18 protein-coding genes are annotated in these 23942 nt (G+C 72.2%); 7 read left to right on the top strand and 11 right to left on the bottom strand.

Going from position 1 to position 23942, the window contains the following annotated elements; all coding sequences use genetic code 11:
* The first annotated feature begins 109 nt into the window (after positions 1-109).
* The gene (locus ACFYP0_RS09435) at positions 110-865 is read left to right on the top strand and encodes a dienelactone hydrolase family protein (RefSeq protein ID WP_386995267.1); all 756 of its coding nucleotides are present in this window, start codon (positions 110-112) and stop codon (positions 863-865) included.
* Between the two features lie 17 nt (positions 866-882).
* On the opposite strand, the gene ACFYP0_RS09430 is transcribed toward ACFYP0_RS09435, so the two are convergent.
* From ACFYP0_RS09430 to ACFYP0_RS09395, 8 genes are all read right to left on the bottom strand, one after another.
* The gene (locus ACFYP0_RS09430) at positions 883-1986 is read right to left on the bottom strand and encodes an L-dopachrome tautomerase-related protein (RefSeq protein WP_386995265.1); all 1104 of its coding nucleotides are present in this window, start codon (positions 1984-1986) and stop codon (positions 883-885) included.
* A 100-nt stretch (positions 1987-2086) separates the two neighbouring features.
* Complete coding sequence (locus ACFYP0_RS09425; protein ID WP_386995263.1) at positions 2087-2968, bottom strand: SMP-30/gluconolactonase/LRE family protein; 882 nt, start codon at positions 2966-2968, stop codon at positions 2087-2089.
* 20 nt (positions 2969-2988) lie between these two features.
* A complete protein-coding gene (locus tag ACFYP0_RS09420; protein ID WP_386995261.1) occupies positions 2989-3930 on the bottom strand; it encodes a sugar kinase in 942 nt (313 codons plus the stop codon).
* Positions 3927-4547, bottom strand: coding sequence for a bifunctional 4-hydroxy-2-oxoglutarate aldolase/2-dehydro-3-deoxy-phosphogluconate aldolase (locus tag ACFYP0_RS09415; protein ID WP_386995259.1), 621 nt, complete (start codon positions 4545-4547; stop codon positions 3927-3929). Before ACFYP0_RS09415 ends, ACFYP0_RS09420 begins: the two co-directional genes overlap by 4 nt.
* A gap of 10 nt (positions 4548-4557) precedes the next feature.
* Positions 4558-5394: a hypothetical protein gene (locus ACFYP0_RS09410; RefSeq protein ID WP_386995256.1), complete on the bottom strand. Its 837-nt coding sequence runs from the start codon at positions 5392-5394 to the stop codon at positions 4558-4560.
* Positions 5391-6536, bottom strand: coding sequence for a galactonate dehydratase (gene dgoD, locus ACFYP0_RS09405; RefSeq protein ID WP_356977511.1), 1146 nt, complete (start codon positions 6534-6536; stop codon positions 5391-5393). The genes ACFYP0_RS09410 and dgoD overlap by 4 nt, the downstream gene beginning before the upstream one ends.
* Positions 6533-7243 carry a FadR/GntR family transcriptional regulator gene (locus ACFYP0_RS09400; protein ID WP_124859242.1) on the bottom strand — a complete coding sequence of 237 codons (711 nt, stop codon included), beginning with the start codon at positions 7241-7243 and terminating at the stop codon, positions 6533-6535. Before ACFYP0_RS09400 ends, dgoD begins: the two co-directional genes overlap by 4 nt.
* Positions 7244-7278: 35 nt before the next feature.
* On the bottom strand, positions 7279-8025 hold the full coding sequence (locus ACFYP0_RS09395; protein WP_356977509.1) for an SDR family NAD(P)-dependent oxidoreductase: 747 nt from the start codon (positions 8023-8025) through the stop codon (positions 7279-7281).
* A gap of 159 nt (positions 8026-8184) precedes the next feature.
* Between ACFYP0_RS09395 and ACFYP0_RS09390 the strand changes: the two genes are divergently transcribed.
* From ACFYP0_RS09390 to ACFYP0_RS09370, 5 genes are read left to right on the top strand one after another with little or no spacing between them, the layout of a single operon-like run.
* Positions 8185-9480 carry an ABC transporter substrate-binding protein gene (locus tag ACFYP0_RS09390; RefSeq protein ID WP_356977507.1) on the top strand — a complete coding sequence of 432 codons (1296 nt, stop codon included), beginning with the start codon at positions 8185-8187 and terminating at the stop codon, positions 9478-9480.
* 1 nt (position 9481) lies between these two features.
* Complete coding sequence (locus tag ACFYP0_RS09385) at positions 9482-10402, top strand: carbohydrate ABC transporter permease (RefSeq protein ID WP_356977505.1); 921 nt, start codon at positions 9482-9484, stop codon at positions 10400-10402.
* Positions 10399-11220, top strand: a complete 822-nt coding sequence (locus ACFYP0_RS09380) for a carbohydrate ABC transporter permease (RefSeq protein ID WP_124859250.1) — start codon at positions 10399-10401, stop codon at positions 11218-11220. The genes ACFYP0_RS09385 and ACFYP0_RS09380 overlap by 4 nt, the downstream gene beginning before the upstream one ends.
* Complete coding sequence (locus ACFYP0_RS09375; RefSeq protein WP_386995250.1) at positions 11217-13304, top strand: alpha-galactosidase; 2088 nt, start codon at positions 11217-11219, stop codon at positions 13302-13304. The genes ACFYP0_RS09380 and ACFYP0_RS09375 overlap by 4 nt, the downstream gene beginning before the upstream one ends.
* Positions 13305-13350: 46 nt before the next feature.
* Complete coding sequence (locus ACFYP0_RS09370) at positions 13351-15564, top strand: glycoside hydrolase family 27 protein (protein WP_386995248.1); 2214 nt, start codon at positions 13351-13353, stop codon at positions 15562-15564.
* Between the two features lie 70 nt (positions 15565-15634).
* Here the strand turns inward: ACFYP0_RS09370 and ACFYP0_RS09365 are convergent, their stop codons facing one another.
* Together ACFYP0_RS09365 and ACFYP0_RS09360 are read right to left on the bottom strand one after the other, a co-directional pair.
* Complete coding sequence (locus ACFYP0_RS09365; protein WP_386995246.1) at positions 15635-18073, bottom strand: ATP-binding protein; 2439 nt, start codon at positions 18071-18073, stop codon at positions 15635-15637.
* A gap of 97 nt (positions 18074-18170) precedes the next feature.
* Positions 18171-21197, bottom strand: coding sequence for a S8 family serine peptidase (locus ACFYP0_RS09360; protein WP_386995244.1), 3027 nt, complete (start codon positions 21195-21197; stop codon positions 18171-18173).
* Between the two features lie 243 nt (positions 21198-21440).
* On the opposite strand from ACFYP0_RS09360, the gene ACFYP0_RS09355 reads away from it, so the two are divergent.
* Positions 21441-22217: a serine/threonine protein kinase gene (locus ACFYP0_RS09355; protein ID WP_386995504.1), complete on the top strand. Its 777-nt coding sequence runs from the start codon at positions 21441-21443 to the stop codon at positions 22215-22217.
* A 100-nt stretch (positions 22218-22317) separates the two neighbouring features.
* Here the strand turns inward: ACFYP0_RS09355 and ACFYP0_RS09350 are convergent, their stop codons facing one another.
* Positions 22318-23568, bottom strand: a complete 1251-nt coding sequence (locus ACFYP0_RS09350; protein WP_386995242.1) for an HNH endonuclease signature motif containing protein — start codon at positions 23566-23568, stop codon at positions 22318-22320.
* Positions 23569-23942: the final 374 nt, after the last annotated feature.

The raw sequence follows: 23942 nt of genomic DNA, 5'->3' as shown, positions 1-23942 counted from the left end.
ACGGGCCACCGCCATTTCTTGACGCCGCGTTCACGCGGCTGCGCACCGGGGGTGCCGATACGGCGGGTAACGTTCCGATCGGACCAAGATCGGCGTACGAGGAGGCACGGTGCTGACGACAACGGTGGACATCCCGACCAGCGACGGAGTGGCGGACGCGAGCCTGACCCGACCGGACGGCGAGGGCCCGTTCCCGGCGGTGCTCCTCTTCATGGACGCCTTCGGGCCGCGCCCCCGCCTGGTCGAGATGGCCGAGCGGATCGCCGCCCGGGGCTACCTGGTGCTGACGCCCCACCTGTTCTACCGGGCCGGTCGGGCACCCCTGTTCGACCTGTCCCGCCTCGGCGAGGCCGACCAGCGCGCCGCCCTCTTCGCGAAGATCATGCCGCTGGTCGGCGCGTTGACTCCCGACGTGATCAACCGGGACACCGCGGCGTTCCTCGACTTCCTGGCCGCCCGCGACGACGTCCGACCGGGCCCGGTCGCCATCACCGGCTACTGCATGGGCGGCACGAACGCGCTGCGGGCCATCGCGGCGCACCCGAACCGCATCGCCGCGGTGGCGAGCTTCCACGGCGGGCGGATCGTCACCGAGGCGTCGGACAGCCCACACCTGGGCGTCGGCTCGATCACCGGCGAGCTGTACTTCGGCCACGCCGACGCCGACCAGTCCATGACCCCCGAGCAGATCGCCACGCTGGAGAAGGCGCTCGACGCCGCCGGGGTGCGTTACCGCTCCGAGGTGTACACCGGGGCGCACCACGGCTACACAATGGCCGACACCCCGGCGTACGACGAGCAGGCCACCGAGCGCCACTGGGCCGCCCTGTTCGACCTCCTGGACCGCACCCTGCCCGGCAGCTGACGAGCGCGCCGGCCTGATCAGCGGCGCAGCAGCACCGGACCGGCGTCGATGCGGGTGCGGAACAGCGCGTACGGCTTGCGCCGCAGGTCCTTGCCCCGCTGGTACTGCGGCTGCCGGTGCAGTTGGTTGGCGGTGACGTAGAGGTACCCGTCGGTGGCCACCGACATGGTGTCCGGCCAGAGCAGTCGCGGGTCGTGCACCAGCGTCTCGTACTCGCCGTCGGGCAGTCGACGCAGCACCGCGTTGTGCTCGTACGAGGTGAGGTAGAGCCGTCCGGCGTCGTCGCTCTCCAACCCGTCCGAGGCGGTGCCCCGGTCGCCCTCGTCGACCACCGAGGCGGCGACCGCCTCCTGGGTGACGCCCGGGTCGGCCAGCGCCTCGGTGGACACGCTGTGCAGGCGCCGGGACGCCAGCGGGCAGTAGTAGAGCCGATCGCCGTCGGCGGAGATGGCGATGCCGTCGGAGCCCATGCTCACCGGTTTCGGCGGGCCGTCGGCCGGCCTTTCGAGGAACGGTCGGCCCTCGACCACCGGCCGGAACGACGTCAGGGGCTCCGCCTTGGTGGACGGGTGGTCGTGCAGCCGCCGCCAGGAGGCCCCGCTGGCCAGGTCCACCACGATGATCCCGTTCGGCCCGGAGTCCGCCGAGTCGGTGATGTACGCGACCCCCGCCTCGCCCCGCCGCAGGTCGAAGCGGACGTCGTTGAGGTACGTCGTCGGCAGCGCCACGTCCGCCGGGAAGGTGATCACCTGGGCGACGGTGTCGGTGTCCAGGTCGATCCGGACCAGCTTGGGGCCGCCCGGCTTGGTGGGCTGGAACATCGGGCTGCCGGTGTCCAGCACCCAGAGCCGGTCGGCCGGGTCCACCACGATGCTCTGTACCGAGACGAACGCGCCCGCGTCGTCGGCGCCGGACGGGTCGTTCCAGGCCTGGTCGGGGTAGGGCATCTCCCGGCCGTCGCGCAGCTCGACGACGGTGGCCGGTACCTCGTCGCCCCACTTCGGGAAGTTGACGAAGATCCGGCCCCGATGCGAGACGCTCACCCCGGTCGGCATCGGGCCGGTGAAGGTGTGCACGAGCTCCAGCTCGCCCATCGGCTCGTCGCCGACCGGCCCGTTCATGACGTCCGCCCCACGGTGCTCATCGGCTCGCTCCCTACCGGTCGGCTGTTACGGCGCTTCGGTGCGGTTGTTCCCGCCCGGGCGTCCGATATGCCTCCGATCAGCTCGCTGGCGCGCCGGCCCGCGCGGCGGGCAGGCCGGGCACCGGGACGTCCACCGCGAGCAGCGCGCCGTCCTGCGGGCCCGCCGAGTCCAGCCCCACCCGGGCGGTGCCGATGAAGAGTCGCCGTAGGTCGGGGCCGCCCAGGCAGATGCCGGCCGGCTGCTTGGCCGGCAGCCGAATCTCCCGGTCGAGGGTGCCGTCGGGCCGGTAGCGGCGTACCGCCGAGCCGCCCCACAACGCGATCCAGAGGTGGCCGGCCGCGTCGAGCGTCATGCCGTCGGGGCCGCCGTCGGAGGGGGACAACCGCAGGAACGGCTCCCGCCCGCGCAGGTCACCGGTGGCGGGGTCGACGGTGAACCGGTCGATCTCGCCGCGCGGGGTGTCGGCCAGGTACATGGTGGTGCCGGTCGCGTCGAACGCCGGCCCGTTCGGGATGGTCAGCCCGGTCACCGCGGGGACCGGCTCGGCGCCCGGGGTGAGGCGGAACAGCGTGCCTCCGCCGGGCACCATCGCGTACGTCATGCTGCCGGCCCAGAAGCGGCCGTGCGGGTCGGCGACCGCGTCGTTCATCCGGGTCGGCTCGGGCGCGTCGGCGACCAGCTCGGCGACCGGGCGAGGGTCGCCGGTGGCGGGCAGCACCGTGACGCCGGTCCCGGCGGCGGCCAGCCATTCGCCGGGTCGGTCGGCCACCGGGGCCACCGCGCCGAGCGGCACGTCGAGGCGGCGTAGCTCCCGCAGCGGGGTCGGGGCGTCGCCGTCGGTCTCCAACAGCCGCCCGGCCAGCAGGTCGACGAGGACCAGCCGGTCGTCGACCCAGCGCAGGCCCTCACCCAACTCCAGCCGGTCGGTGCTCCAGACGGTCGGCTCGGTCAGCTCCATGGTGCTCCTCCAAAGGGTCGTCAGCGGACCGTACCGCCGGGGCCGTGGTCGAGCAGCGCCAGCTCGGCCCGGTCGGGCAGGCCCTCCCAGTCGCCCCGGGTAGCGACCGCGAACGCGCCGGTGGTGACGGCCCGGTCCAGTCGGGCCGACGCGTCGACGCCGTCGAGCCAGCCGGAGAGCAGCCCGGCGACGAAGGCGTCGCCCGCGCCGACGGTGTCCACCACCGGCACCGTCCGGGCTGGACGGTGGATGGTGCCGGTCGCGCTGTGGCTGGTCGCTCCATCGGCACCGTGCTTGACCACGACCTCGGTGACGCCGGCCGAGAGTAGCGCCGAGGCCGGGTCGGTCGCATCGGTGAGCACCGCCAACTCGTCGTCGGAGGCGATCACCAGGTCGATCGAGGGCAGCAGCGGGCGCAGCGCGGCGGCGGCCTCGGCGACCGACCAGAGCCGGTTGCGGTGGTTGACGTCCAGGCAGATCGTGCTGCCGGCGACGCGGGCGCGCCGCACGCCCTCCACCACCGCCTGGTACGGCCCGACGCCGAGCGCGCAGGTGATGCCGGTGACGTGCAGCAGCCGGGGTGGCGGCCCGGGCGCGTCGAAGGCTCCTGTCACGTCGGCCGGGCCCAGCCGGGAGCCGGCCGAGCCGGCGCGGTGGTAGGTGACCCGGTTGATGTCCGCGACCCGGTTCTCGAAGACGATCAGCCCGGTCGGGGCGGTCGCGTCGACCCGGGACCAGGTCAGGTCGACACCCTCGGCGCGCAGCGTACGACGGACCAGCTCGCCGGGCTCGTCGGCGCCGGTGACACCGACCCAGGCCGCACGGTGGCCGAGCCGGGCCATGCCGATCGCCACGTTCGACTCGGACCCGGCGACGGAGATACCTGCGGTACCGCCCAGTCGCAGTGGGCCGGTGGTGCGGAACGCCGCCATCGTCTCACCGAGCGTGAGCAGGTCGGTCATGGCCGGACCGCCGCGAGGAAGGCGGCGGCGCGCTCGCGCAGCGCCGCCGTGTCGCCGCCACGGACGGCGTCGCCGAGCAGAGGGGAACCGACGCCGACCGCTGTCGCGCCCCGGTCGAGGTAGCGCCGAGCACCGTCCGCGTCGACACCACCGACCGGCACGAACGCGGTACCGGGGAACGGGTCGCGCAGCGCGCCGAGGTAGTCGGGCCCGCCGAGCGAGGCCGGGAAGAGCTTGATCGCGGTGGCCCCGCCGTCGTTGGCCCGCACCACCTCGGTGGGGGTGAGGGCGCCGGCGAGCACCGGCAGCCCGAGCCGGCCGCCCTCGGCGAGGCTCGCCGCGATGGCCGGGGTGACCAGGAAACCGGCGCCCGCGTCGGCCGCCGCGCGGGCGTCCTCGACGCTGAGCACGGTGCCGGCGCCCAGGGCGAAGTCGGGTCCGAGGGCAGCCCGGGCGCGGCGGATGACGCCGAGCGCGTCGGCGCTGGTCATCGAGACCTCGACCAGGGCGACGCCACTCTCGGCCACTGTGAGTACGGCGGTCAGGGCGGCGGCCGGGTCCGGACCGCGCACGATGGCCAACAGCCGGTGGGTACGCAGCTCGTCGAGCAGGTTCATCACGGTGTCCTCAGTGGTTGCGGTGGGCGGAGATGGTGAGTCGCCAGGTGACCTCGCCGGTGGGCGGGACGACCGCCGCGTCGGAGGGGCCGGCGTCGGCCAGGTCGAAGGCCGCGCCGAGCATCGGTTCGATCGCGATGCTGCGGTAGGGGCCGTCCGCCGGCCAGCCGCCCAGGTTGCGCCAGAGCGCGGTGCTGCGGGGCTGGCCGGCGCACTCCAGCTCCAGAGTCAGCCGGTCGGCTCCGTCGATCACCTGGACCCGGGCGCAGTCGAGCAGCACCGCGCCGAGCGCGGTCCCGTCGTCCGGCCCGAACATGTCCAGGGTCAGCCCGGCCGGGGCCGGCCACGACCCGGTCAACCACGGGTCGCCGATGGGCCAGCTGCCCGGCGGCAGGAGCGCTGCGGCTTCCGGGTGCAGCCGGGTCGGGGTGCCGGCGGGCGCGTCGAGGCGGGCGGCGGGGGAGAGGTCGAGCAGGGCGTGCGCGGCCCAGACGAACCGGTACCCGGGGTCGGCTGCCAACCGGTAGTCGGCCACCACCACGCCGCCTTCGTCGGTGATCCGACGGCTCAGGGTGAACGTCCGCCGCTGGATCACCAGCGTGCCCGGGCCGGCGCTGTGCCACGGCCGCGACCACACCTCGCCGTGGTCGGGCTCGCCGCGCACGGTGGGCAGGCACTCCTCCAGCCCACCGGCGTCGACGAACGCGTCGTCGGGGCGTACCTCGTGCCGGCCGGGTGCAGGGCCACGCCAGAGCCACTCCCGGCCGCCACCGCGCAGACTCGTCCACCGACCGCCGTGCGCCGCGTCGTACGCCACCCGCAGGGCCACCGGTCGCGCGCCGGTCACCACTCGGCGAAGGACCCGTCGGCGTGCTGCCAGACCGGGTTGCGCCAGGCGTGTGGGGTCTGGGCGGCCTTGCGGACCGCCACCTCGTCGACAGTGATGCCCAGGCCGGGCCGGTCGAGGCGGGCGATGTGCCCGTCCACGAATCGGAACGGCTCCGGGTCGACCAGGTAGTCCAGCAACTCCGAGCCGGCGTTGTAGTGGATGCCGATGCTCTGCTCCTGGATCAGGAAGTTCGGCGTCGCGAAGGCCACCTGGAGGCTGGCCGCCAGGGAGATCGGGCCGAGCGGGCAGTGGGGGGCGAGCAGCGCGCCGTACGTCTCGGCCAGCGCGGCGATCCGGCGGACCTCGGAGATCCCACCGGCGTGCGACAGGTCCGGTTGGACCACGGCGACCCCGGCCTGCAACGGGCCGAGGAACTCGGACCGACCGTAGAGCCGTTCGCCGGTGGCCACCGGGATCGACGTGCTGGCGACGATGTCGCGCAGGTGGTGAGCCTGATCGGGCAGGACCGGCTCCTCCACGAAGAACGGGCGCAGGGCGGCCAGCTCGGGCAGGATCCGGCGAACGGCGGCCATTCCGGCGCGACCGTGGAAGTCCACGGCGATGTCCCGGTCGGGGCCGAGCACCTCGCGGGCGGCGGCCACCCGGCCGATGACCGCGTCCACTTCGGCCGAGGTGGGGATCGGCGAGAGCCGCCCGCAGGCGTTCATCTTGACCCCGGTGAGGCCGGCGGCGACCTGCGCGGCGGCGGCGTCGGCCACCTCGCCGGGTTCGTCACCGCCGATCCACGAGTAGATCCGCACCCGGTCGCGTACGTGTCCGCCGAGCAGCGCGTGCACCGGTGCGCCGTACGCCTGCCCGGCGATGTCCCAGAGCGCCTGGTCGAGACCGGCGACCGCGCTGGAGAGGATCGGGCCGCCCCGGTAGAAGCCGCCCTTGGTGAGCACCTGCCAGTGCTGCTCGATGCGCAGGGGGTCCGCACCGATCAGATGTTCGGAGAGCACCTCGACCGCGCTGCGCACCACCTCGGCGCGGCCCTCGACCACCGGCTCACCCCACCCGACCAACCCGTCGTCGGTCTCCACCCGGCAGAACAACCACCGTGGCGCGACCAGGAAGGTCTCGATCCGCTCGATCTTCACTGACTGCCCCTTCGTCCCCGTGCCTTCTCGACGTCGCGGACGGCCTTGTCCAGCAACTGACGCATCGCGGTCTCGGCCGCCGTCTCGTCCCGGTCGCGCAGTGCGTCGACCACCGCGCGGTGGCTGGGCACCGGGTCGTCGTGCGGGCTGCCACCGTGCACCAGCCGGTCCCGTTCGGCGAGCCCGGTCTCCATCACCACCTCCATCCGCTCCAGCAGTTCGTTGTGGGTGGCGGTGAGCAGCGCTCGGTGGAAGGCGAGGTCGGCGGCGATGGCGGCGGCGGGATCGCCGTTGGCCTGGGCCATTTCGGCCAGCGCCTGGTCGAGGGCGGTCAGGTCGTCCTCGGTGGCGCGGGTGGCGGCCAGCCGTGCGGCGGCCGGTTCGATGATGGCGCGCACCTCGTGCAGTTGGTCGAGCAACCGCTGGTCGGTGCCCTCGGCGAACTGCCAGCGGATCACGTCACCGTCGAGCAGGTTCCAGTCCGCACGGGGTCGGACGAAGGTGCCGCGCTTCTGTCGGGCGTCGACGATGCCCTTGGCCGAGAGGACCTTCAGCGCCTCGCGGAGCGCCGTGAGGCTGACGTCGAACTCCTCCTGCAACGCGACGATGTTCAGGGTCGCGCCGGCGGCGATCTCGCCGGTGAGGATGCGACGGGCGATCGCTTCGACGGTCTGCCCGTGGACGCCGCGGCGTGCGTACTGTGCCAATGCTCCTGGCCTTTTCGCTGGTCGGTATCGATCTCTCAGGCCGAGGCTTTCACCGCTGTCCAGCCACCGTCCACCACGAGGCTCGCGCCGGTGACGTAGGCGGCGTCCGGCGAGGCGAGGAAGGCGACCGTGGCGGCCACCTCGTCCGGTGTGCCGAAGCGCTTCGCGACGGTCTCCGCGATGCTGCGACGGCGGTCCTCTTCGGACACGTCTGCCCAGGCGGCGGTGAGGATCGGCCCGGGCAGCACGGTGTTGACCCGCACCTGCGGGCCGTACTCGACGGCGAGTTGGCGGCCGAGCGCGACCAGGCCGCCCTTGGCCGCGGCGTACGCGGGCCGGCCGGGCAACCCGACCAGCGCGTGCACCGAGGAGATCAGCACCACCGCGCCCGAGCGTGCCCGCAGGTCGTCCAGGCAGGCGCGGACGCCGAGGAACGAGCCGGTGAGGCTGACGCCGAGCTGGTGGTCCCAGGACTGCCGGCTGGTCTCGTGCGCCGGGGCGACCCGCACGGCGTACGCGGTGCTGACGAGGATGTCGACCGGGCCGAGGCGGTCCCGTACGGCGCTCACGGCGGCCGTCCAGTCGGCCTCGTCGCTGACATCGCCCACTACGGACAGTGCGCGGTCGCCCCGCGCGGTCAGTTCCTCGGCCAGTGGGGCCGGGTCGGCCACGTCGAGCAGCGCGACCGATGCCCCCTCGGAGGCGAGTCGCCGGGCGATGGCCGTGCCGATCCCACCCATCGCACCGGTGACCAGCGCGTTCTTGCCCTCAAGCCGACGCATAGGCTGATCCACCTGATCCTCGCCTTGGTCTCGTCTAATCATTAATTACGAAGATATCTTGACAGCCGGCGACGGCCGATGCAACCTTCTCGTCACAGCATTCACATGGACGACACATCGCGTGGTGACGCTGAGTGTCGTAAAGGAAGGGATACCTCCGTGAGCGACTTCGACCCCGGTCGCCGGCGATTCCTTGGCCACCTTGGGCTCGCCGGACTGGGCGCGCTCGGCGCCAGCTCGTTCCTCAGCGCGTGCGCCAGCTCCGCCAGCGGGCCGACCACGAGCAACGGCTCGGGCGCGGTCACCATCCAGTCCAACCTCTCCTCGCCGCAGGCCAAGGCGGCGATGGAGAAGCTGATCGAGACCTTCAACGCGCAGGGCAAGGGCACGGCGAGCCTCAACACGATCGCCTCGGAGACCTTCCGGACCCAGCTGCCGACGTACCTGACCTCGGCCAACCCGCCGGACCTCTACACCTGGTACGCGGGCTCGGTCGCCAACGACTACGCCAGCAAGAACCTGCTGCTGGACGTCTCCGAGGTGTGGAAGTCACTGGACGACTACCCCCAGTCGCTGCGCACCCTCTCCACCGACGGCAGCGGCAAGCAGATCTTCGTGCCGATGAACAACTACTGGTGGGGCTTCTTCTACCGCAAGTCCAACTTCGCGAAGTGGGGCGTGCAGGAGCCGAAGACCTGGACCGAGTTCCTGGCGCTCTGCGAGACGCTCAAGAGCAAGGGCGTCCCGCCGATCGGCATCGGCCTCGGCGACACCCCGTGGGTGGCCTCGGCCTGGTTCGACTACCTGAACATCCGGATCAACGGCGCGCCGTTCCACCGCGAGTTGCTCGCCGGCAAGCAGCGCTTCGACGACCCGAAGGTCAAGGCGGTCTTCACCCGCTGGCGCGAGGCCCTGCCCTACTTCGACCCCAAGGGCAAGGCGTACCCGTTCCAGGAGGCGACCACCGCGCTGCTGGCCGGCAAGACCGGCATGTTCCTGATCGGCACCTTCTTCGCCGACGCCGCACCCAAGGACGCGCTCGGCGACCTGGACTTCTTCCGGTTCCCGATCATCGACCCGGCGGTGCCGCTGGCCGAGGAGGCGCCGACCGACGGCTTCTTCGCCAGCGCGAAGACCGCCAACCCGACCGGCACCAAGGCCCTGCTCAGCTACCTGGCCGGGGTCGAGGCCCAGGAGGCGTACGTCAAGGCCAGCTCCGGCATCGTGCTGCCGGCCAACCCCAGGGCCAAGGCGTCCGACTCGCCGCTGGTGGTCAAGGGCAAGGCGATGCTGAACGAGGCCAAGGAGCTGACCCAGTTCTTCAACCGCGACTCCAGCGACGCGCTTCAGCCGACCGCGGACACCGCGCTGACCAAGTTCATCGACAAGCCGGACCAGATCGACGCGATCCTGCGGGAGTGGCAGGCCGGCGCCGAGAAGGTCTTCAAGGGCTGACGTGACAGCAACGATCTCCACGACTTCGGTCACCCCCACCCGGCGGCGGCGACGGTCGGCTCGACTGTCGCCGCTGCTGGTGGCGTTCGTCCTCGTGCCGTTCGCGGTCGAGAGCGTCTGGGTCTTCTGGCCGGCGATCCAGGGCTTCTGGTTCTCCCTCACCCGCTGGGACGGGATGACACCGCCGACCTTCGTCGGCACCGACAACTACGTCGAGCTGGCCGGCGACGCCACCTTCCGGGGTGCGCTGGTCAACACGGTGATCTGGCTGGTGCTCTTCGGCGGCCTCTCCGTGCTGGGTGGCTTCGGCATGGCGCTCGTCCTGCAGAAGGAGCGGCGCTTCGTCGGCTTCTACCGGGCCGCGCTGTTCACCCCGGTGGTGTTCTCGCTGGTGGTGACCGCGCTGGTCTGGCGGGTCTTCTACCAGCCCGACGGCATTGCCGACACGCTGCTGCGGGCGGTCGGCCTGGAGCAGCTGATCCGGCCCTGGCTCGCCGACCCGCAGACCGCCCTGTACGCGGTGATCCTGCCCGCGCTGTGGCGGCAGATCGGGTACGTGATGGTGCTGTTCCTGGCCGGGTTGAAGGCGATCGACCCGGCGCTGCACGAGGCGGCCCGGATGGACGGCGCCAACGCCTGGCAGCGGCTACGACACGTCACGATTCCCCAGCTCAAGGGGGTCAACGCCGTGGTGCTGTCGGTCATCGTGATCGACTCGCTGCGCTCGTTCGACATCGTCTGGTCGCTGACCAAGGGCGGGCCGTACCACTCGTCGGAGCTGCTCAGCACCTACATGTACTCGACCGCGTTCCAGAGCCTGCGGCTGGGCTACGCCTCGGCGATCGCTGTCGTGATCTTCGCGCTCGCGCTGGCCGTCATCCTCGGCTACCTGGTTCGCGCGTTCCGGGAGGAAGCGTCATGAACAAGCTCCGTACCGGGGCCTTCCACACCGGCATGGTCCTGCTCTCGCTCCTCTGGCTGGGCCCGGTGCTCTGGGTGGTGGTGATGTCCACCCGGTCGTTCGACGACATCGCCGCGCACGGCGTGGGCAGCCTGCCCCAGTCGTTCACACTGGACACCTACCGGCAGGCGTGGACCGACGGCGGCGAGCTGCGGGCGCTGATCAACAGCATGCTGGTCACCGTCCCGTCGGTGGCGCTGAGCCTGGGGTTGGCCGCGATGGCCGCGTTCGCCCTGAGTCGCTTCCGGATCCCCGGGCGGCGCACGATCCTGCTGCTGATGCTCGCCGGCAACCTGCTCCCACCGCAGATCCTGCTCATCCCGGTGGCCAAGTTCAGCGAGCTGACCGGCCTGTACGACACGCTCTGGGCGTTGATCGCGGTGCAGGTCGGCTTCGGGCTCGGCTTCTACACGTTCGTCCTGCACGGCTTCATGCGGGACCTGCCGGGCGAGATCCAGGAGGCGGCCACCATCGACGGTGCCGGCACGGCGCAGATCTTCACCCGGGTGATGCTGCCGCTGACCCGACCCGCGCTGGCCGCTCTCGGGGCGCTCTCCTTCACCTGGATCTTCAACGACCTGCTCTGGGCGATCACCGTGCTGCGTACCGATGACAACATGCCGGTCACCCCGGCGCTGCTCGCCCTCCAGGGCCAGTTCGTCTCGTCCTGGAACGTCATCGCCGCCGGTACGGTCATCGCGGCCGTGCCCACCGTCGCGGTGTTCCTCCGCTTCCAGCGGCACTTCGTCTCCGGCCTGGCGCTCGGAGCGGTGAAGTGACCGCCGAGACCGGGCAGTGCTGGACGCTGCGGGGCACGCACACCGAGTACACCGTGGCGGTGCCCGCGCACGGTCGCTGGCTGGAACTTGTCGCGTGGGGGCCGCACGGCGTCTCCGACGGGCCCTCGCCGGTCGCCTACGACGGTCCGGTCCCGTTCCTCACCGCCGGCGACGCGGCCCCCATCGAGTACGCCACCGACGCCGACCGCCCGTTCACCGGCGCCGACCTGGTGATCGAGACCTCGAACGGGCAGCGCCGGGTGGGCTTCGTGCACACCGACGCGCGCATCGACGGCGACCAGCGGGAGCTGGCCGTCGACTTCGCCGACCCGGTCACCGGGCTGCGCGCCACAGTGCACTACCGGGTGCCCGCCGGCACCGACGTGGTGCAGCGGTGGGTCGAGCTGGCCAACGACGGCACCGACGCGCTGCGGGTCATCCGGGCCGGGTCGGGCGGGTTCTGCGTACCGACGCCGCACGGCGCGCTGCTCAGCCACCAGTGGGGCCAGTGGGAGCAGGAGTTCCAGCTGTCACACGTCGAGCTGGGCCACGGCGCGTTCAGCATCGGCAGTTCCCAGGGCGTACCCGGGCATCTGCACGTGCCCTGGCTGGCCGTGCGCGACACCGCCGAGCCGGCCGGCCCGGCCTGGGGGATCGCGCTGGCCTGGACCGGCTCGTGGGAGATGAGCGCGGAGCGGGACACCGGCGGCCTGACCCGGGTCCGGGTCGGCCGTCAGCTGGTAGACGGCCCGCTGGAACTGGCCGCAGGCGAGCGGTTGGCCCTGCCGGTGGCCACCGGCGCGTACAGCCCGGACGGCCTGGACGGGCTGGCCCGGGTCTGGCACACCCACCAGCGGTTGCTGGCCGCCGACCGGCTCAGCCCTCGCCCGGTGCTCTACAACTCCTGGGAGGCGACCTACTTCGCCGTCGAGGCGCAGAGTCAGCTCGCGCTCGCCCGGATCGCCGCCGAGCTGGGCGTGGAGACGTTCGTCGTGGACGACGGCTGGTTCGTGGGCCGCGACGACGACACCGCCGGGCTGGGCGACTGGACGCCAGACCCGGCGAAGTTCCCGGCCGGGTTCGACACCTTCATCGCCGACGTCCGCGCCCTCGGGCTGAACTTCGGGCTCTGGGTCGAGCCGGAGTGCGTCAACCCGAAGTCGTCCCTGTACGCCGAGCACCCGGACTGGGTCTACTCCGTCGACGGCCGACCGCTCACCCCGGTCCGCAACCAGTACCTGCTCGACCTGGGCCGGCCGGAGGTCGCCGAGTTCGTCCACTCCACCGTCGACGGCCTGCTGCGCCGGTACGACATCGACTACCTGAAGTGGGACTTCAACCGGCCGCGTACCGAACCGGGTCGGTCCGGCGGGGTGGGCCCGCTCGACCTGGACGGCGCGCACGTCGCCAACCTGCACCGGATCTACGAGCGGTTGCGCCGGGACCATCCCGGTGTGCTGATCGAGGCGTGCGCCGGCGGGGGCGCGCGGACCGACCTGGCGATGGCCGCCCGGGCCGATGTCTTCTGGCCCAGCGACAACACCGGCCCGCTGGACCGGCTGGCCATCCAGTACGGCTTCCTGCACGCCAACGCCCCACACCTGCTCAGCTCCTGGGTCACCGACGCACCCGGTCTGTTCGACCCCCGCCCCCGATCGCTGGCGTTCCGATTCGTCCTGGCGATGGCCGGTGTGCTCGGCATCGGTGCGGACATCCGGGCGTGGACCCCCACCGAGCGGGCCGAAGCGGCCGGTTGGATCGCCCGCTACAAGGAGATCCGGGACGTCGTCACGCACGGCGAGGTGCACCTGATCGGTGGCCCCGACCAGGCCCGCTGTGCGGTGCAGTACACCGCGCCGGACGAGAACCAGGTGGTCGTCCTGGCCTGGCACACCGGCCGGCTCGACGGCGCCGGGCTGCTTCCGTCCCGCCCGGTCCGGTTGCCCCTGCGCGGCCTCGACCCGACTGTCCGTTACTCGCACGGCGATCGGCACTACTCCGGCAGCCACCTCGCCGCTTTCGGCCTGCCCGTGCAGTGGAGCGCGACCCACGACGCCGACCTCATCGTGCTGACCCGCGGCTGAGATCGGAGCACCACCACCCCCACCCCCGAGGGACAGGAGTACCTCCATGCGCCTGAACCGACCGCTGACCGCTGCCCTGGCCGTGCTCGGCCTGGGCCTGGCCGGCCCGATGCCGGCGATGGCCGGCCCACCCCACGCCGACCCACCACAGGCCGGCCACGGGCCGGGCCGCCCCGGTCACGCCCCGGCGGCCACCGGTGCCGAGGACCAGGGCGCGCCGACCTTCTTCAACAGCGGGCTCGCCCCGACGCCCTACCAGGGCTGGAACACCTACTTCGGCCTCGGTGGCGACCCCACCGAGGCCGAAGTACGGTCGGTCACCGACTACATGGTCCACAGTGGCCTTCGGGACGCCGGCTACACCTACGTCTGGATCGACGGCAACTGGGCCGCACCCACCCCGCGCAACGAGGCCGGTCAGCTCGTCGCCGACCCGGCCCGCTTCCCCGGCGGAATGGCCGCGCTGGCCGCGTACATCCACAGCAAGGGGATGAAGGCCGGCATCTACACCGACGCCGGCCCGTACCTGCCGGGGCAGTGTGGGCTCGGCAGCAACGGCCACTACCGGGCGGACATCGCCCAGTTCGCCGGCTGGGGCTTCGACGCGCTGAAGGCCGACTGGCTGTGCGGCCGGGCCGCCGGCCTCGACCCGGAGACCACCTTCCGGGAGCTGGCCGAGGCGGTACGCCAGTCGCCCCGACCGATGCTGCTCAACATCTGCAACCCGGTCAGCTCGGACTGGGGCGGCGGCCCGTACACCCCGGAGCAGCTCTCCACCTGGAGCTACACGTACGCGCCCACCGTCGCCGACTCCTGGCGGACCTACACGGATGTAGGGCTCACCGACCCGTCCCCGCAGTGGGCGTACCCGTGGGTGCTGCGCAACATGGACGTCAACGCGTACCACCCGGCGGCCACCGGGCCGGGGCACTACAACGACCCGGACTACCTGCTGCCGATGCGCCCGCTGCCCAACGGCGGGTACGAGTTGAGCCTGGACGAGTCCAAGACGCAGCTCGGCATGTGGGCCATCATGGCCGCGCCGCTGGTGATCGGCTCCGACCCGCGTGGCCTGCCGAAGGAGATGATCTCGGCGCTGACCAACCCGGAGATCATCGCGGTGGACCAGGACCCGCTGGTCCGGCAGGGCGTCAAGGTCGCCGACACCGGCACCGACGCGCAGGTCTGGAGCAAGGTGCTCACCGGCTCCGGAAAGCGGGCGGTCGCACTGCTCAACCGGCACGACACCGCCCAGCAGATCACAGTGAACTTCGCCGACGTCGCCCTCGGCGGGTCGGTCAAGGTTCGTGACCTGTGGTCCCACTCCACAGTGGACGCCGAACCGGGCAGCCCGGGCGTACAGCCGTTCACCGGCTCGTACACCGTCGAGGTGCCGGCGCACGGAGTGGCCGTGCTCGGCCTGAACGGCACCGACCAGGTCGCCGGCGCTGACCTCGGTGGCACCGCCAGCGCCAGCCCGGCGCTGGTCCGGGTGGACGACACCCACGCCACCGCCTTCGTCCGCGATGCTTCCGGTGCGCTGGCGGTCAACACCCGCACCGGTACGACGTGGGGCACGCACTGGACCTCGCTCGGCGGCCCGGTCGGCGGCCGGATCCTCGGCCAGCCGGCGGCGTACGGCTCCGCCGACGGGCGGCTCGACGTCTTCGTCCGCGGCACCGACAACGCGGCCTGGCAGCGCAGTTACGTCGCCGGCAACTGGGGACCGTGGCGCAGCCTCGGTGGCACGCTGACCGACGCGCCCACGGTGGCCTGGACCAACCCGACGCAGTGGACCCTCGTCGCCCGCGGTGCCGACGGCAAGCTCTGGTCGCGTACGCCGAACGCCGGCTGGACCGGCGTCGGGGCTCCCGAGAACCGGCCGTTCTACGGTCGGCCGAGCGCGGTCGTCGACGATGCCGGCGTGCTGCACGTGGCGGTCCGCAGCCGCACCGACGAGGTGTGGTGGAGCAGCCGGACCGGCACCACCTGGTCGGCCTGGACGAACCTGGGCGGCACCACCAGCGGCAGCCCGACCCTGCTCGCCACCTCCGGCCGGGTCTACCTGTTCGCGCTGGCCGCCGACAGCCGGCTCTGGCAGCGCAACCTGGCCGACGGTGCCTGGGGCGGCTGGTTCCGGCGCGGTGAGTTCGCGACCGACGCGTTCCGGGGTGCGCCCGGGGCCGCCGCCGGTGCCAACGGCAGCGCCTGGCTGGCGGTACGTGGCGTCGACGACCGGGTGCACCAGGCCACCCTCTGATCCACGGTGGCGGGCCGTCGACCTGACGGCCCGCCACCCCCGCACTGCCGACTGAGGCCGGCTCGGCCGCTCAGGCCGGGACGAGTTCCCGGCATCGGCGTAGGGCGGCCTGGGCCAGCGGTGCGTCCCGGCCCGCGATCCCGGCCTCCAACTCGGCCACCGCTCCCGCGGCCCGACCCGGATCACCGGCTGCGGCTGCCGCCTCGGCCAGCACCAACACGGCCTCGGCGGCCCACGCCAGGATGCCCTTCCCGCGTACCAGCGCCAGCGCCTCCGCCGCGTGCCGGACGGCCTCGTCCGGACGCCCGGTCAGGGTGAGCCGGGCCAGCGCCGAGAGCGCCTGCACCAGCGGCCAGATCGCACCGACCCGCCGGGCGTCGGCCACCACCTCCCGCAGCGCCCGCTCGGCCGATTCGACCTGGTCGTGCCTGTCGCTTGCGGTGCCGGCGGTACGGGCCAGCACGGTCGCCAGTTCGACCCGCGCGTCCAGCAGGGTGACCGGCATCCGTTCGCTGCTGGCGATCAACTGGCTGAGCCGCTCGGCGAGCCCGTCCAGACGGCCGGCGGCCCGGTCCAGCGACAGTTCGGTCGCCTCCACCAGGGACGTCAGCCGCTCGTACCCGGTCTCGTCGACCAGCGCCCGCCCGGCCGCCAGCAACGCTTCGGCCTGCTCCGGGTGACCGGCGTGCAGCGCGCCCTGCGCCCAGTTCAGGCAGGCTCGTGCGTGCTCGCGGGGCCGGTCGGCCAGTTCGGCGGACGCGCGCAGCTCGGAGATGATCGCCCAGGCCGCGGGGTCACCCAGCTCCAGCAGCAGCGACGCTCGGGCGATGCGGACCGCGAGGTGCGCCGCCGGATCCCCGCTGGCCGCGGCGGCGGTCTCCGCCTCCGCGCAGCGGGCCAGGTGGTCGTCGACGTGCCGGCCGACGACGGTGTCGGGGGCCGCCAGCACCGCGAGCGCCGGGGCCTTGCGGCGCGGTGCACGCAGGTACGGCACGGCACGCTCGATCTCGGTGTACCCGCGCAGCGCCTCGCCCTGCTGGCGCAGCATCCGCCCGAGCACCAGACCCAGCTCACCGCGGGCGCCCGGCGGCAACCGTCGGTCGGCGAGCAGCCGTTCCAGCACCGGGATCGCCTCGGCCTGGCTGAGTCCGTCGATGGCCGACCGGCCCAACTTGGCGGCGAGCCGAACCCGTACCGGCCGGGGCAGCTCGGCGATGTCCATCGTCTGGAGCAGGAAGCCGGCGGCGGTCGCGTCGTCGCCGCGCTCGGTGGCCAGGTCGGCGGCCGCCTCGGCGTTGCGGACGAAGTCGGCCCCGCTGCCGGCCCGACGGTAGTGGTGCGCCAGTTGAGCCACCGGCCTCGGCAGTTCCTGTTCCAACACCCGTGCCACCCGCAGGTGCAGCCACTCCCGGTTCTCCCGGGGCACCAGGTCGTACACCACCTGTCGGGCCAGGTCGTGCCGGAACCGCAGGCCGTCCCCGGCGTCGTGCAGCAGGCCCGCCCGGTGTGCGGCGGTCAACGCCGCGCCGATCGTCACCCGGTCGAGGCTGAGCACAGAGGCGAGGATGCGCTGATCAGGTGTCATCCCCAGTACGGCCGCTGCGCCGAGTACCTCCCGGGTGGCCTCGTCGAGCGGGCGCAGCCGCCAGAGCAGCACATCACGCAGGACGAACGGGACACTGTCGTCGGCCAACGGGTCGCCGCCCCGCTCGGCGAGCGTCCGCAGCACCTCCTCGACCACGAAGGGGATGCCGGCGGTGCGGTCGAGCAGAGTGGCGGTCAGTTGCTGCGGAGGATCATCGAGGCGCAGGGTGCGGGCCGCCAGCCGGCGTACGTCGTCGGCGTCCAGCGGGCTGAGCGCAACGCGTGTGACGCTCCACGGGGGAGTCCGCGCCAGGGCGTCGTGGATCGGCGTACTGCTCCCCGGCGTCGCCGTACGCGCGGTCAGCACCACGGCCAGCCCCTCCACCGGGTGGGTGCTCAGGTAGGCGAGAAGTTCGCAGGTCGCCGGGTCAGCCCAGTGCAGATCCTCCAGCAGCAGCGTGGCCGGGCTCAGCGCGGCGAGCACCGCCGCGACGGCGCGGAGCAGGCGATGTCGCTCGGCGGCCGGGTCGGCCAACGGGGGCGGCGCGTCCGGCAGTACGTCGGCCAGTTCGGGCAGCAGTGGCGCGAGGGCACCGGCCACCGGGTTGAGCGGACCGAGTCGGTCGGCGCCGCCCCGGATCGCGTCCAGCAGCACGCCGAGCGGGAAGGGCTCGGGCACGTCGTCGCACTCGCCGATGAGGTGCCGCCCGGGGAGGTCGGCGAGCAGTTCGGCGACGAGTCGGCTCTTGCCGATCCCGGGCTCACCCTCCAGCAGGATGAGGCAGGGCGGAGTTGCGACGAGCCGGCGTAACTGGGCCAGCTCCGCCGCCCGGCCGACGAACTCGACGGGCCCGCGCAGACGTTCGGGGCGGACGGGAGTTGGGCTCCCGCCGCCCCGTGTCTTGTCCTCGCCGCCGTCGATCACCGTGGGCCGAGCAGATCACCTCTGCCCGGCGCGACGGTGGGCCGGCGGACCGGCGGTGACCTGAGTCACACGCCGATCCGCCGGGTGGGGGGTGCAGTCAGGACTGGATGGTGACCGGCACGGTCTTCAGCGAGCCGTCACCGTTGCGGAACTCCAGCACCCCGAGGTAGTGCTGGCCCGGGGCGAGACCGAACCAGCGCAGGGTCAGGTTCGCCGTCGCGCCCGGCCGCACGCTGCGCTGCTTCGGGTCGATGGTGAACCGGCCGGTGGAGGTACCCGGCGCGCCCGGCAGGTAGCTGGTCACGGTGTACGCGTTCGCGCCGTCCTTGATGTTCTCGGTGAACTCCTGCTCGACGACCACGACGTAGTCCCCGGCACCGTCCGGCAGGGTCACCTTGGCGCCGTCCCGGCCGCTGGCCGTTGCGGTGACGAACTTTCCGGACTTGTCGTAGACGTTGAGGCTGAACTCGGTGCACTCCATCACCCCCTCCTCGTCGTCCCAGTCGATGTGGGAGCAGGTGGGCCGCTCCGACGTCACCTGGACGAGTGGGCTGCGGGTCCCGGCCGGCACGTGCAGGGTGGTCCTGCTGATCGACGCGGGCAGCGGCACCGGCAGGTTGTTCGACGTGCTCCAGTCCCAGCTCGGCCCGTCGCCCGTGAGGGTGACAACGTTGCTGGTGCCCGAGGTGAGGCCGGAGAGCTGGGAGATCAACTGACCCTGGTAGCCGACCTCGGCGGCGATCCGGACGCTGCCGAAGGTGCCCTTGCCGGTGATGGCGTCGGGGGCGACCAACCCGGAGTTGCGCACGACCAGCGGACTGCGTACCGCGTGCTTGAACTGGTCGCGCCAGGTCAGCGAGCCGTCGGCCCAGGTGTCGAACGCACCACCGGTGTTGGTGACCTCAACGGTGAAGCGGGCGCTCCTGCCCGGACGGATCTGCAGCTTCTTCGGGGTGACGGTGACCTTGTAGCCCGGCGGGGCCTGCACCGATGACGAGTAGGTGCTGGTCTTGTCGCTGACGTTGGTGACCGTACGGGTGACCCTCTGCTTGCCCACCATCCGGCCCAGCGAGATGGACGGGTAGTTGAGCTGTGCCGTGTCGATCGCGCCGATCGTGTCGCAGCCGTCCAGGTCACCGAGCCCGTAGTCGCCGCCACGGTCGGCGGAAACCCCGCACAGGTACTGGATCCAGTCCTGCTGGTTGGAGTCGTAGACCAGGCCCGGGTCGAAGGCGCTGCCCGGCTCGACCTGGCCGGCGCCGTAGTTCAGCGGAGTCGCGTCGTACGTGCCGATCTTGATCGGGTTGCCCTTGTCGGTCTTGTCCACCGCGCTGGTCATCAGCGCCGAGCGGACCGCCGCCGGCGACCAGCCGGGGTGCTTGGCCAGCAGCAGGGCGGCGATGCCGGCGATGTGCGGCGCCGCCATCGAGGTGCCCGACTCCAGTGCGAAGTCGTTGCCGCCGATGGACGGGGAGAACGCGGCGACGATGTCCTGACCGGGCGCGCTGATGTCCGGCTTGAGCAGCTCACCGGCGTTCAGGTTCGACGGGCCCGCCGAGGAGAACGCGGCGACCGCGGGCGCCTCGACCGTCTCCAGCTTGCTCGGCGAGATGGTGGCCGTGGCGTTGCCCTTGGCGACGTACGCGGTGACCGTGGCCAGGTCGACCTCGTTGATGTGCACGGTCGGCACGGCCTGCACGTCGGCGTTCAGGGAGTTCAGCTCGTCGTTGTACAGCACCATGCCGACGCCGCCGGCCCGTGCCACCTCGATGCTCTTGTCGGTACGCGGGATCTCGCCGCGCAGGCAGAGCACGATCGCGCCCTTGACCTTGGCCGGATCCAACGTGTCGTCGGCGCAGAGGCCGGCACCGTAGGCGCCGTCCGGGTCGATCGCGCTGTCCTTCGCGAAGACCAGCCGGGCCGGCCCGACACCGGTCTCGCCCATGCCCACACCGGCGATGGTGGTGCCGTTGCCGAGGGTGAGCTTCCGGGTGTTCTGCCGGTCGGTCGTGCTCGCGGCCACAGTGGTCAACCAGGGCGTCGAGTTGTCGACGGTGTTGGCGAACGGGCCGGAGTTGCCGGCGGCGGCGGCGACGAACACCCCGGCGGCGGCCGCGTTGAAGAACGTCGCGTCGACCGCCCCGAACCGCTCGGTGTCGTCACCGATCGAGTAGTTGATCACATCGACGCCGTCCGCGACCGCGTCGTCGATGGCGTGGACGATGTCGATGTCGGTGCCGGTCGCGCCGCCCGCCCCGTTGTCGTACAGGGCCTTGTAGATCGCCAACCGCGCGGCCGGCGCCATGCCGGAGATCATGCCCAGGTCCTGGGTGCCCGACGTGGCCCGCACGCCGTGGATGCCGGCCGCGGTGCTGGCGGTGTGGGTGCCGTGGCCGTTGCGGTCGCGCGGCGAGGAGTAGTCGTCCGGGAACGCCTCGGCGATGCCGCTGTCGTTGTACCAGCGCGCCCCGATCACCTTGTTGTTGCAGGTGACCGGCGCTTCGACGCCGACGTCGCAGGTGCCCTTCCACTTGGCGTCGATGACGGCCTGGTCGGGGCGCGGGCTGGGCAGCGGCGCGAAGCTCGCGCTCTCCGGCCAGTAGCCGCTGTCGATCACCCCGATGATGACGCCCTCACCGGCGTGGGAGTCTCCACCGAACTCCTTCTTCCACACCCCGCCCTTGCCGGTCAGGCCCAGGTAGTCGGGGGTGTGTGAGGTGGCGGCATGCACCTTCTGGCTCTCGTACACCGCTCGGACACCGTTGGTGGCGCGCAGCCGGGCGGCCTGCGGCCCGGTCAGGTCGGCGGCGAAGCCGTTGAACGCGGTCTCCATGGTGACGCGGGTGCGGTCGGCTGGCACACCGACGTGGTCCAGCACCGACTTGCGCTGCTGGCGCAGGTGGTCCCGGTACGCGTTGGCGTTCCCGGACGTGCGGTTCAGCTTGGCCCCGTCGGCCGGCTTGGTCGCGGCGATCCCGGGAACCCCGCCGGTGTAGGTGGCCAGCGGCTCCTCGGCGAGCTGGACGAGGTAGCGGGCGGTTGGCCCACTGCCGGCCGGCGCGGCGGTGGCGCTGGCGGGCAGGCTGGTCAGGCCGGCCGCGGTCAGCGCCACGGCGGCCAGCATGCTGACCCCGTACCTGGCCCGTCCGGTCCGATGTGTGTTCGGTTGTGGCACGTCGTTGCCTCCACGTTCGGTGCCGGCCGCCACGACTGATGACGGTGGCCGAAACCTAGGATCGGTACCGATCATCGAGAAGCACCCGTAACCTGGCTGTCATCTTGGAAACAAGCTCGTAACACAACGGGTACTTTGCGCGTCATTTGAGAGCGCCGACCTGGGGGATCCGTGCCATTTGGTCGATTGCCCGTGCCGCCGGTCGAGTCGGCCTTCGTGGTCTTCGACGCCCAGGACTCCGGCTGCCTGTCCTACGGGGTCGAGGAGGCGGGCCGCCGTTGGCTCATCAAGACGGCCACCACGGTCGAGGGCCGAACATCCCTCGACCGGGCCGTCGCGGTGCACGCCGCCGTCCGCCACCCGGCCATCGTCCGTCCCATCCGGACGATCCCTGGCGCGGCGGGTCCGACGCTCGTCTACCCCTGGTACGACGGCAGCGTCCTGAACCACGCCACCGTGCACGGCGCGGACCGCAGCGGGCTGACCCGATTCCAACGCCTGCCGGTCCCACAGGTCGAGGTGGCGCTCGACGCGATCCTCGACGCCCACCTCGCCGTCAGCACCGCCGGCCTGGTCGCGGTCGACCTCTACGACGGCTGCTTCCTGTACGACTTCGCCGCCAGCCGAATGCGGCTGATCGACCTCGACGAGTACCGGCCCGGCCCGTTCGTGCTTGCGGCGGATCGGCTGCCAGGTTCACGTCGCTACATGGCGCCGGAGGAGCTCGCCCGCGGCTCGGTCATCGACGAACGGACCACCGTGCACGCCCTCGGCCGTACCCTGCACCACCTGCTCGATTCGCCGAAGGATTGGCGCGGTCCTCAGGATTGTCGGCGGAATTCACCAGATGCGTGGCGGGGCACCAACGAGCAGCGCCGGGTCGTGGAACGAGCAACGAGGCAGGCGCCGGCCGCCCGGTACCCCGACGTGCCAGCACTGGTCCGCGCCTGGCGGCTGGCGACACCCTGAAGCGGGCAGTGGTGCGCCCGGCAGACGTGGGCCGCCCGGGACCACGCGCGAGGATGTGGTTGGCCGGCTTGAGGAGCTGGTTGGCGTCGGCTGGCTGCTCTTACGTTCGTCGGTGGTAGTGGTTGCGGCGGGGGAGTTGTTCGGGGTCGAGCCAGGCGGGTGGCACGAATTCGGGGTGGCCGTCGCGGCCGAGTTGGACGGTCCAGTCGCTGTGGTGCAGGTGTCGGTGGTGGTGGCCGCAGAGCAGTACGGCGTTGGCCAGGCTGGTTGGGCCTCCGTCGGCCCAGTGGTGGATGTGGTGGGCGTGGCACCAGCGGGGTGGGCGGTCGCAGCCGGGGAACGCGCAGCCGCGGTCGCGGAGCACGAGGGCGCGGCGCAGCGGCCCGGAGATGAGGCGGCGTTGTCGCCCGACGTCAAGAGCCTGGCCGGTGCCGCCGAGGACGGCGGGCAGCAGGGTCGCGTCGCAGGCGAGTCGGCGCACGGTCTCGGGTGTGAGGCTGAGGCCGGTGTCGAGGGTGCCACTGCTCAGCTGCCGGCTCAGCCCTTCGTAGCTGGTGGTGACAACGATCTGGGCGGAATCGCCACCGCTGCCGGGCAGGTCGCCGGTTCGGAGAGCGAGTCGGCACACCTCGGCGAGGGCGTCATGGCGGCGTTGCCCGGCAGAGCGTTGATCGTCGGGGCCGCAGGGTGCGTTCAGTGGGTCGATGGCGGCGCGGAGGAGGCCGGCGGTTTCGGTGTCGAGGGTGCCGGTGAGCCGCAGTCGACCGTCGGTCTGCTCGGACAACGTGAGGTGCCGGTCGCGGGCGGCGCGGCGTGCTTCGGCGTCGAGGGCGGCTTGGGTGGCGGCGTCGGCGATGTCGGGGGCGACGTGGTCGAGGATGCGGGTGCCGAGTTTGCGCAGGTGGCCGGGGTCGAACTGGCTGGCCCAACCGACGAGTAAACCGACCGCTCTGTCGGCGGTCTCGGCGTCGGTCGACGTGTTCACGGTGTCGACCGTGTCGGCGATGACCCGGGCCTGGTCCAGGCTGATGGCGCCATCAGCCAGCGCTTGTCGGATGCCGGGGTTGCCGGTGTCCAAAGCGGTGGCGAGGTCGACGAGGCGGCGGGCGGCGGGAACGGTCAGCCGTAGTCGTTCGCGGAGCCAGACTGCGGTGGAGGAGGCCCCTCGGGTGCGGGCGGTGCCGCGGCCGTCGACCTCACGGATCAGGGCGAGGGTGACGGAGGCGAGGCGGTGCTGGAGGCGGTGCGCGGCGTCGAGCGCGGCGATCAGGTCATGTTCCGGGAGCGGCCAGGCGGGGGCGTCGACGCAGGCGGCGACCACGTCCTCTGCCAGCGCCAACTCCTCGAGCATGACCTGAGGTTAGAACAGGTGTACGACACTTTCGGTGCCATGATCGATCCGAATTGACGGCACCCGAGGGAGTTGGCAGCCCGCGCTGCGGCTGGACACATGCCGGCAGTTCCGCCTTGGCGAATGGGCCGCAGGTGAGTGCCGTCACCGTACGGACCTTCCGCTGCGACTTCGGGCGGCCGTTCGGCAAACGTTTCCTCGAGGCAGCGTGCAGGCGGCGCGAGACGGCGTGCATGAGGGGCGCGAGACGGCGTGCGGGATGCCGCCAGACGCCGTACCTGGGGGCGATGGGGCGTACGAGACCGCAGGGCCCGCGACATGGCATGCGAGACAACGCCGCAGGTGCGTCGTGAGGCCCGGCGGCGGGCACAGCG

This window comes from Micromonospora arida (assembly GCF_042873195.1).
Lineage (GTDB): Bacteria > Actinomycetota > Actinomycetes > Mycobacteriales > Micromonosporaceae > Micromonospora > Micromonospora arida.
The sequence above is the reverse complement of the archived record's forward strand: the minus strand, read 5'-3'. Positions and strand labels throughout refer to the sequence as shown.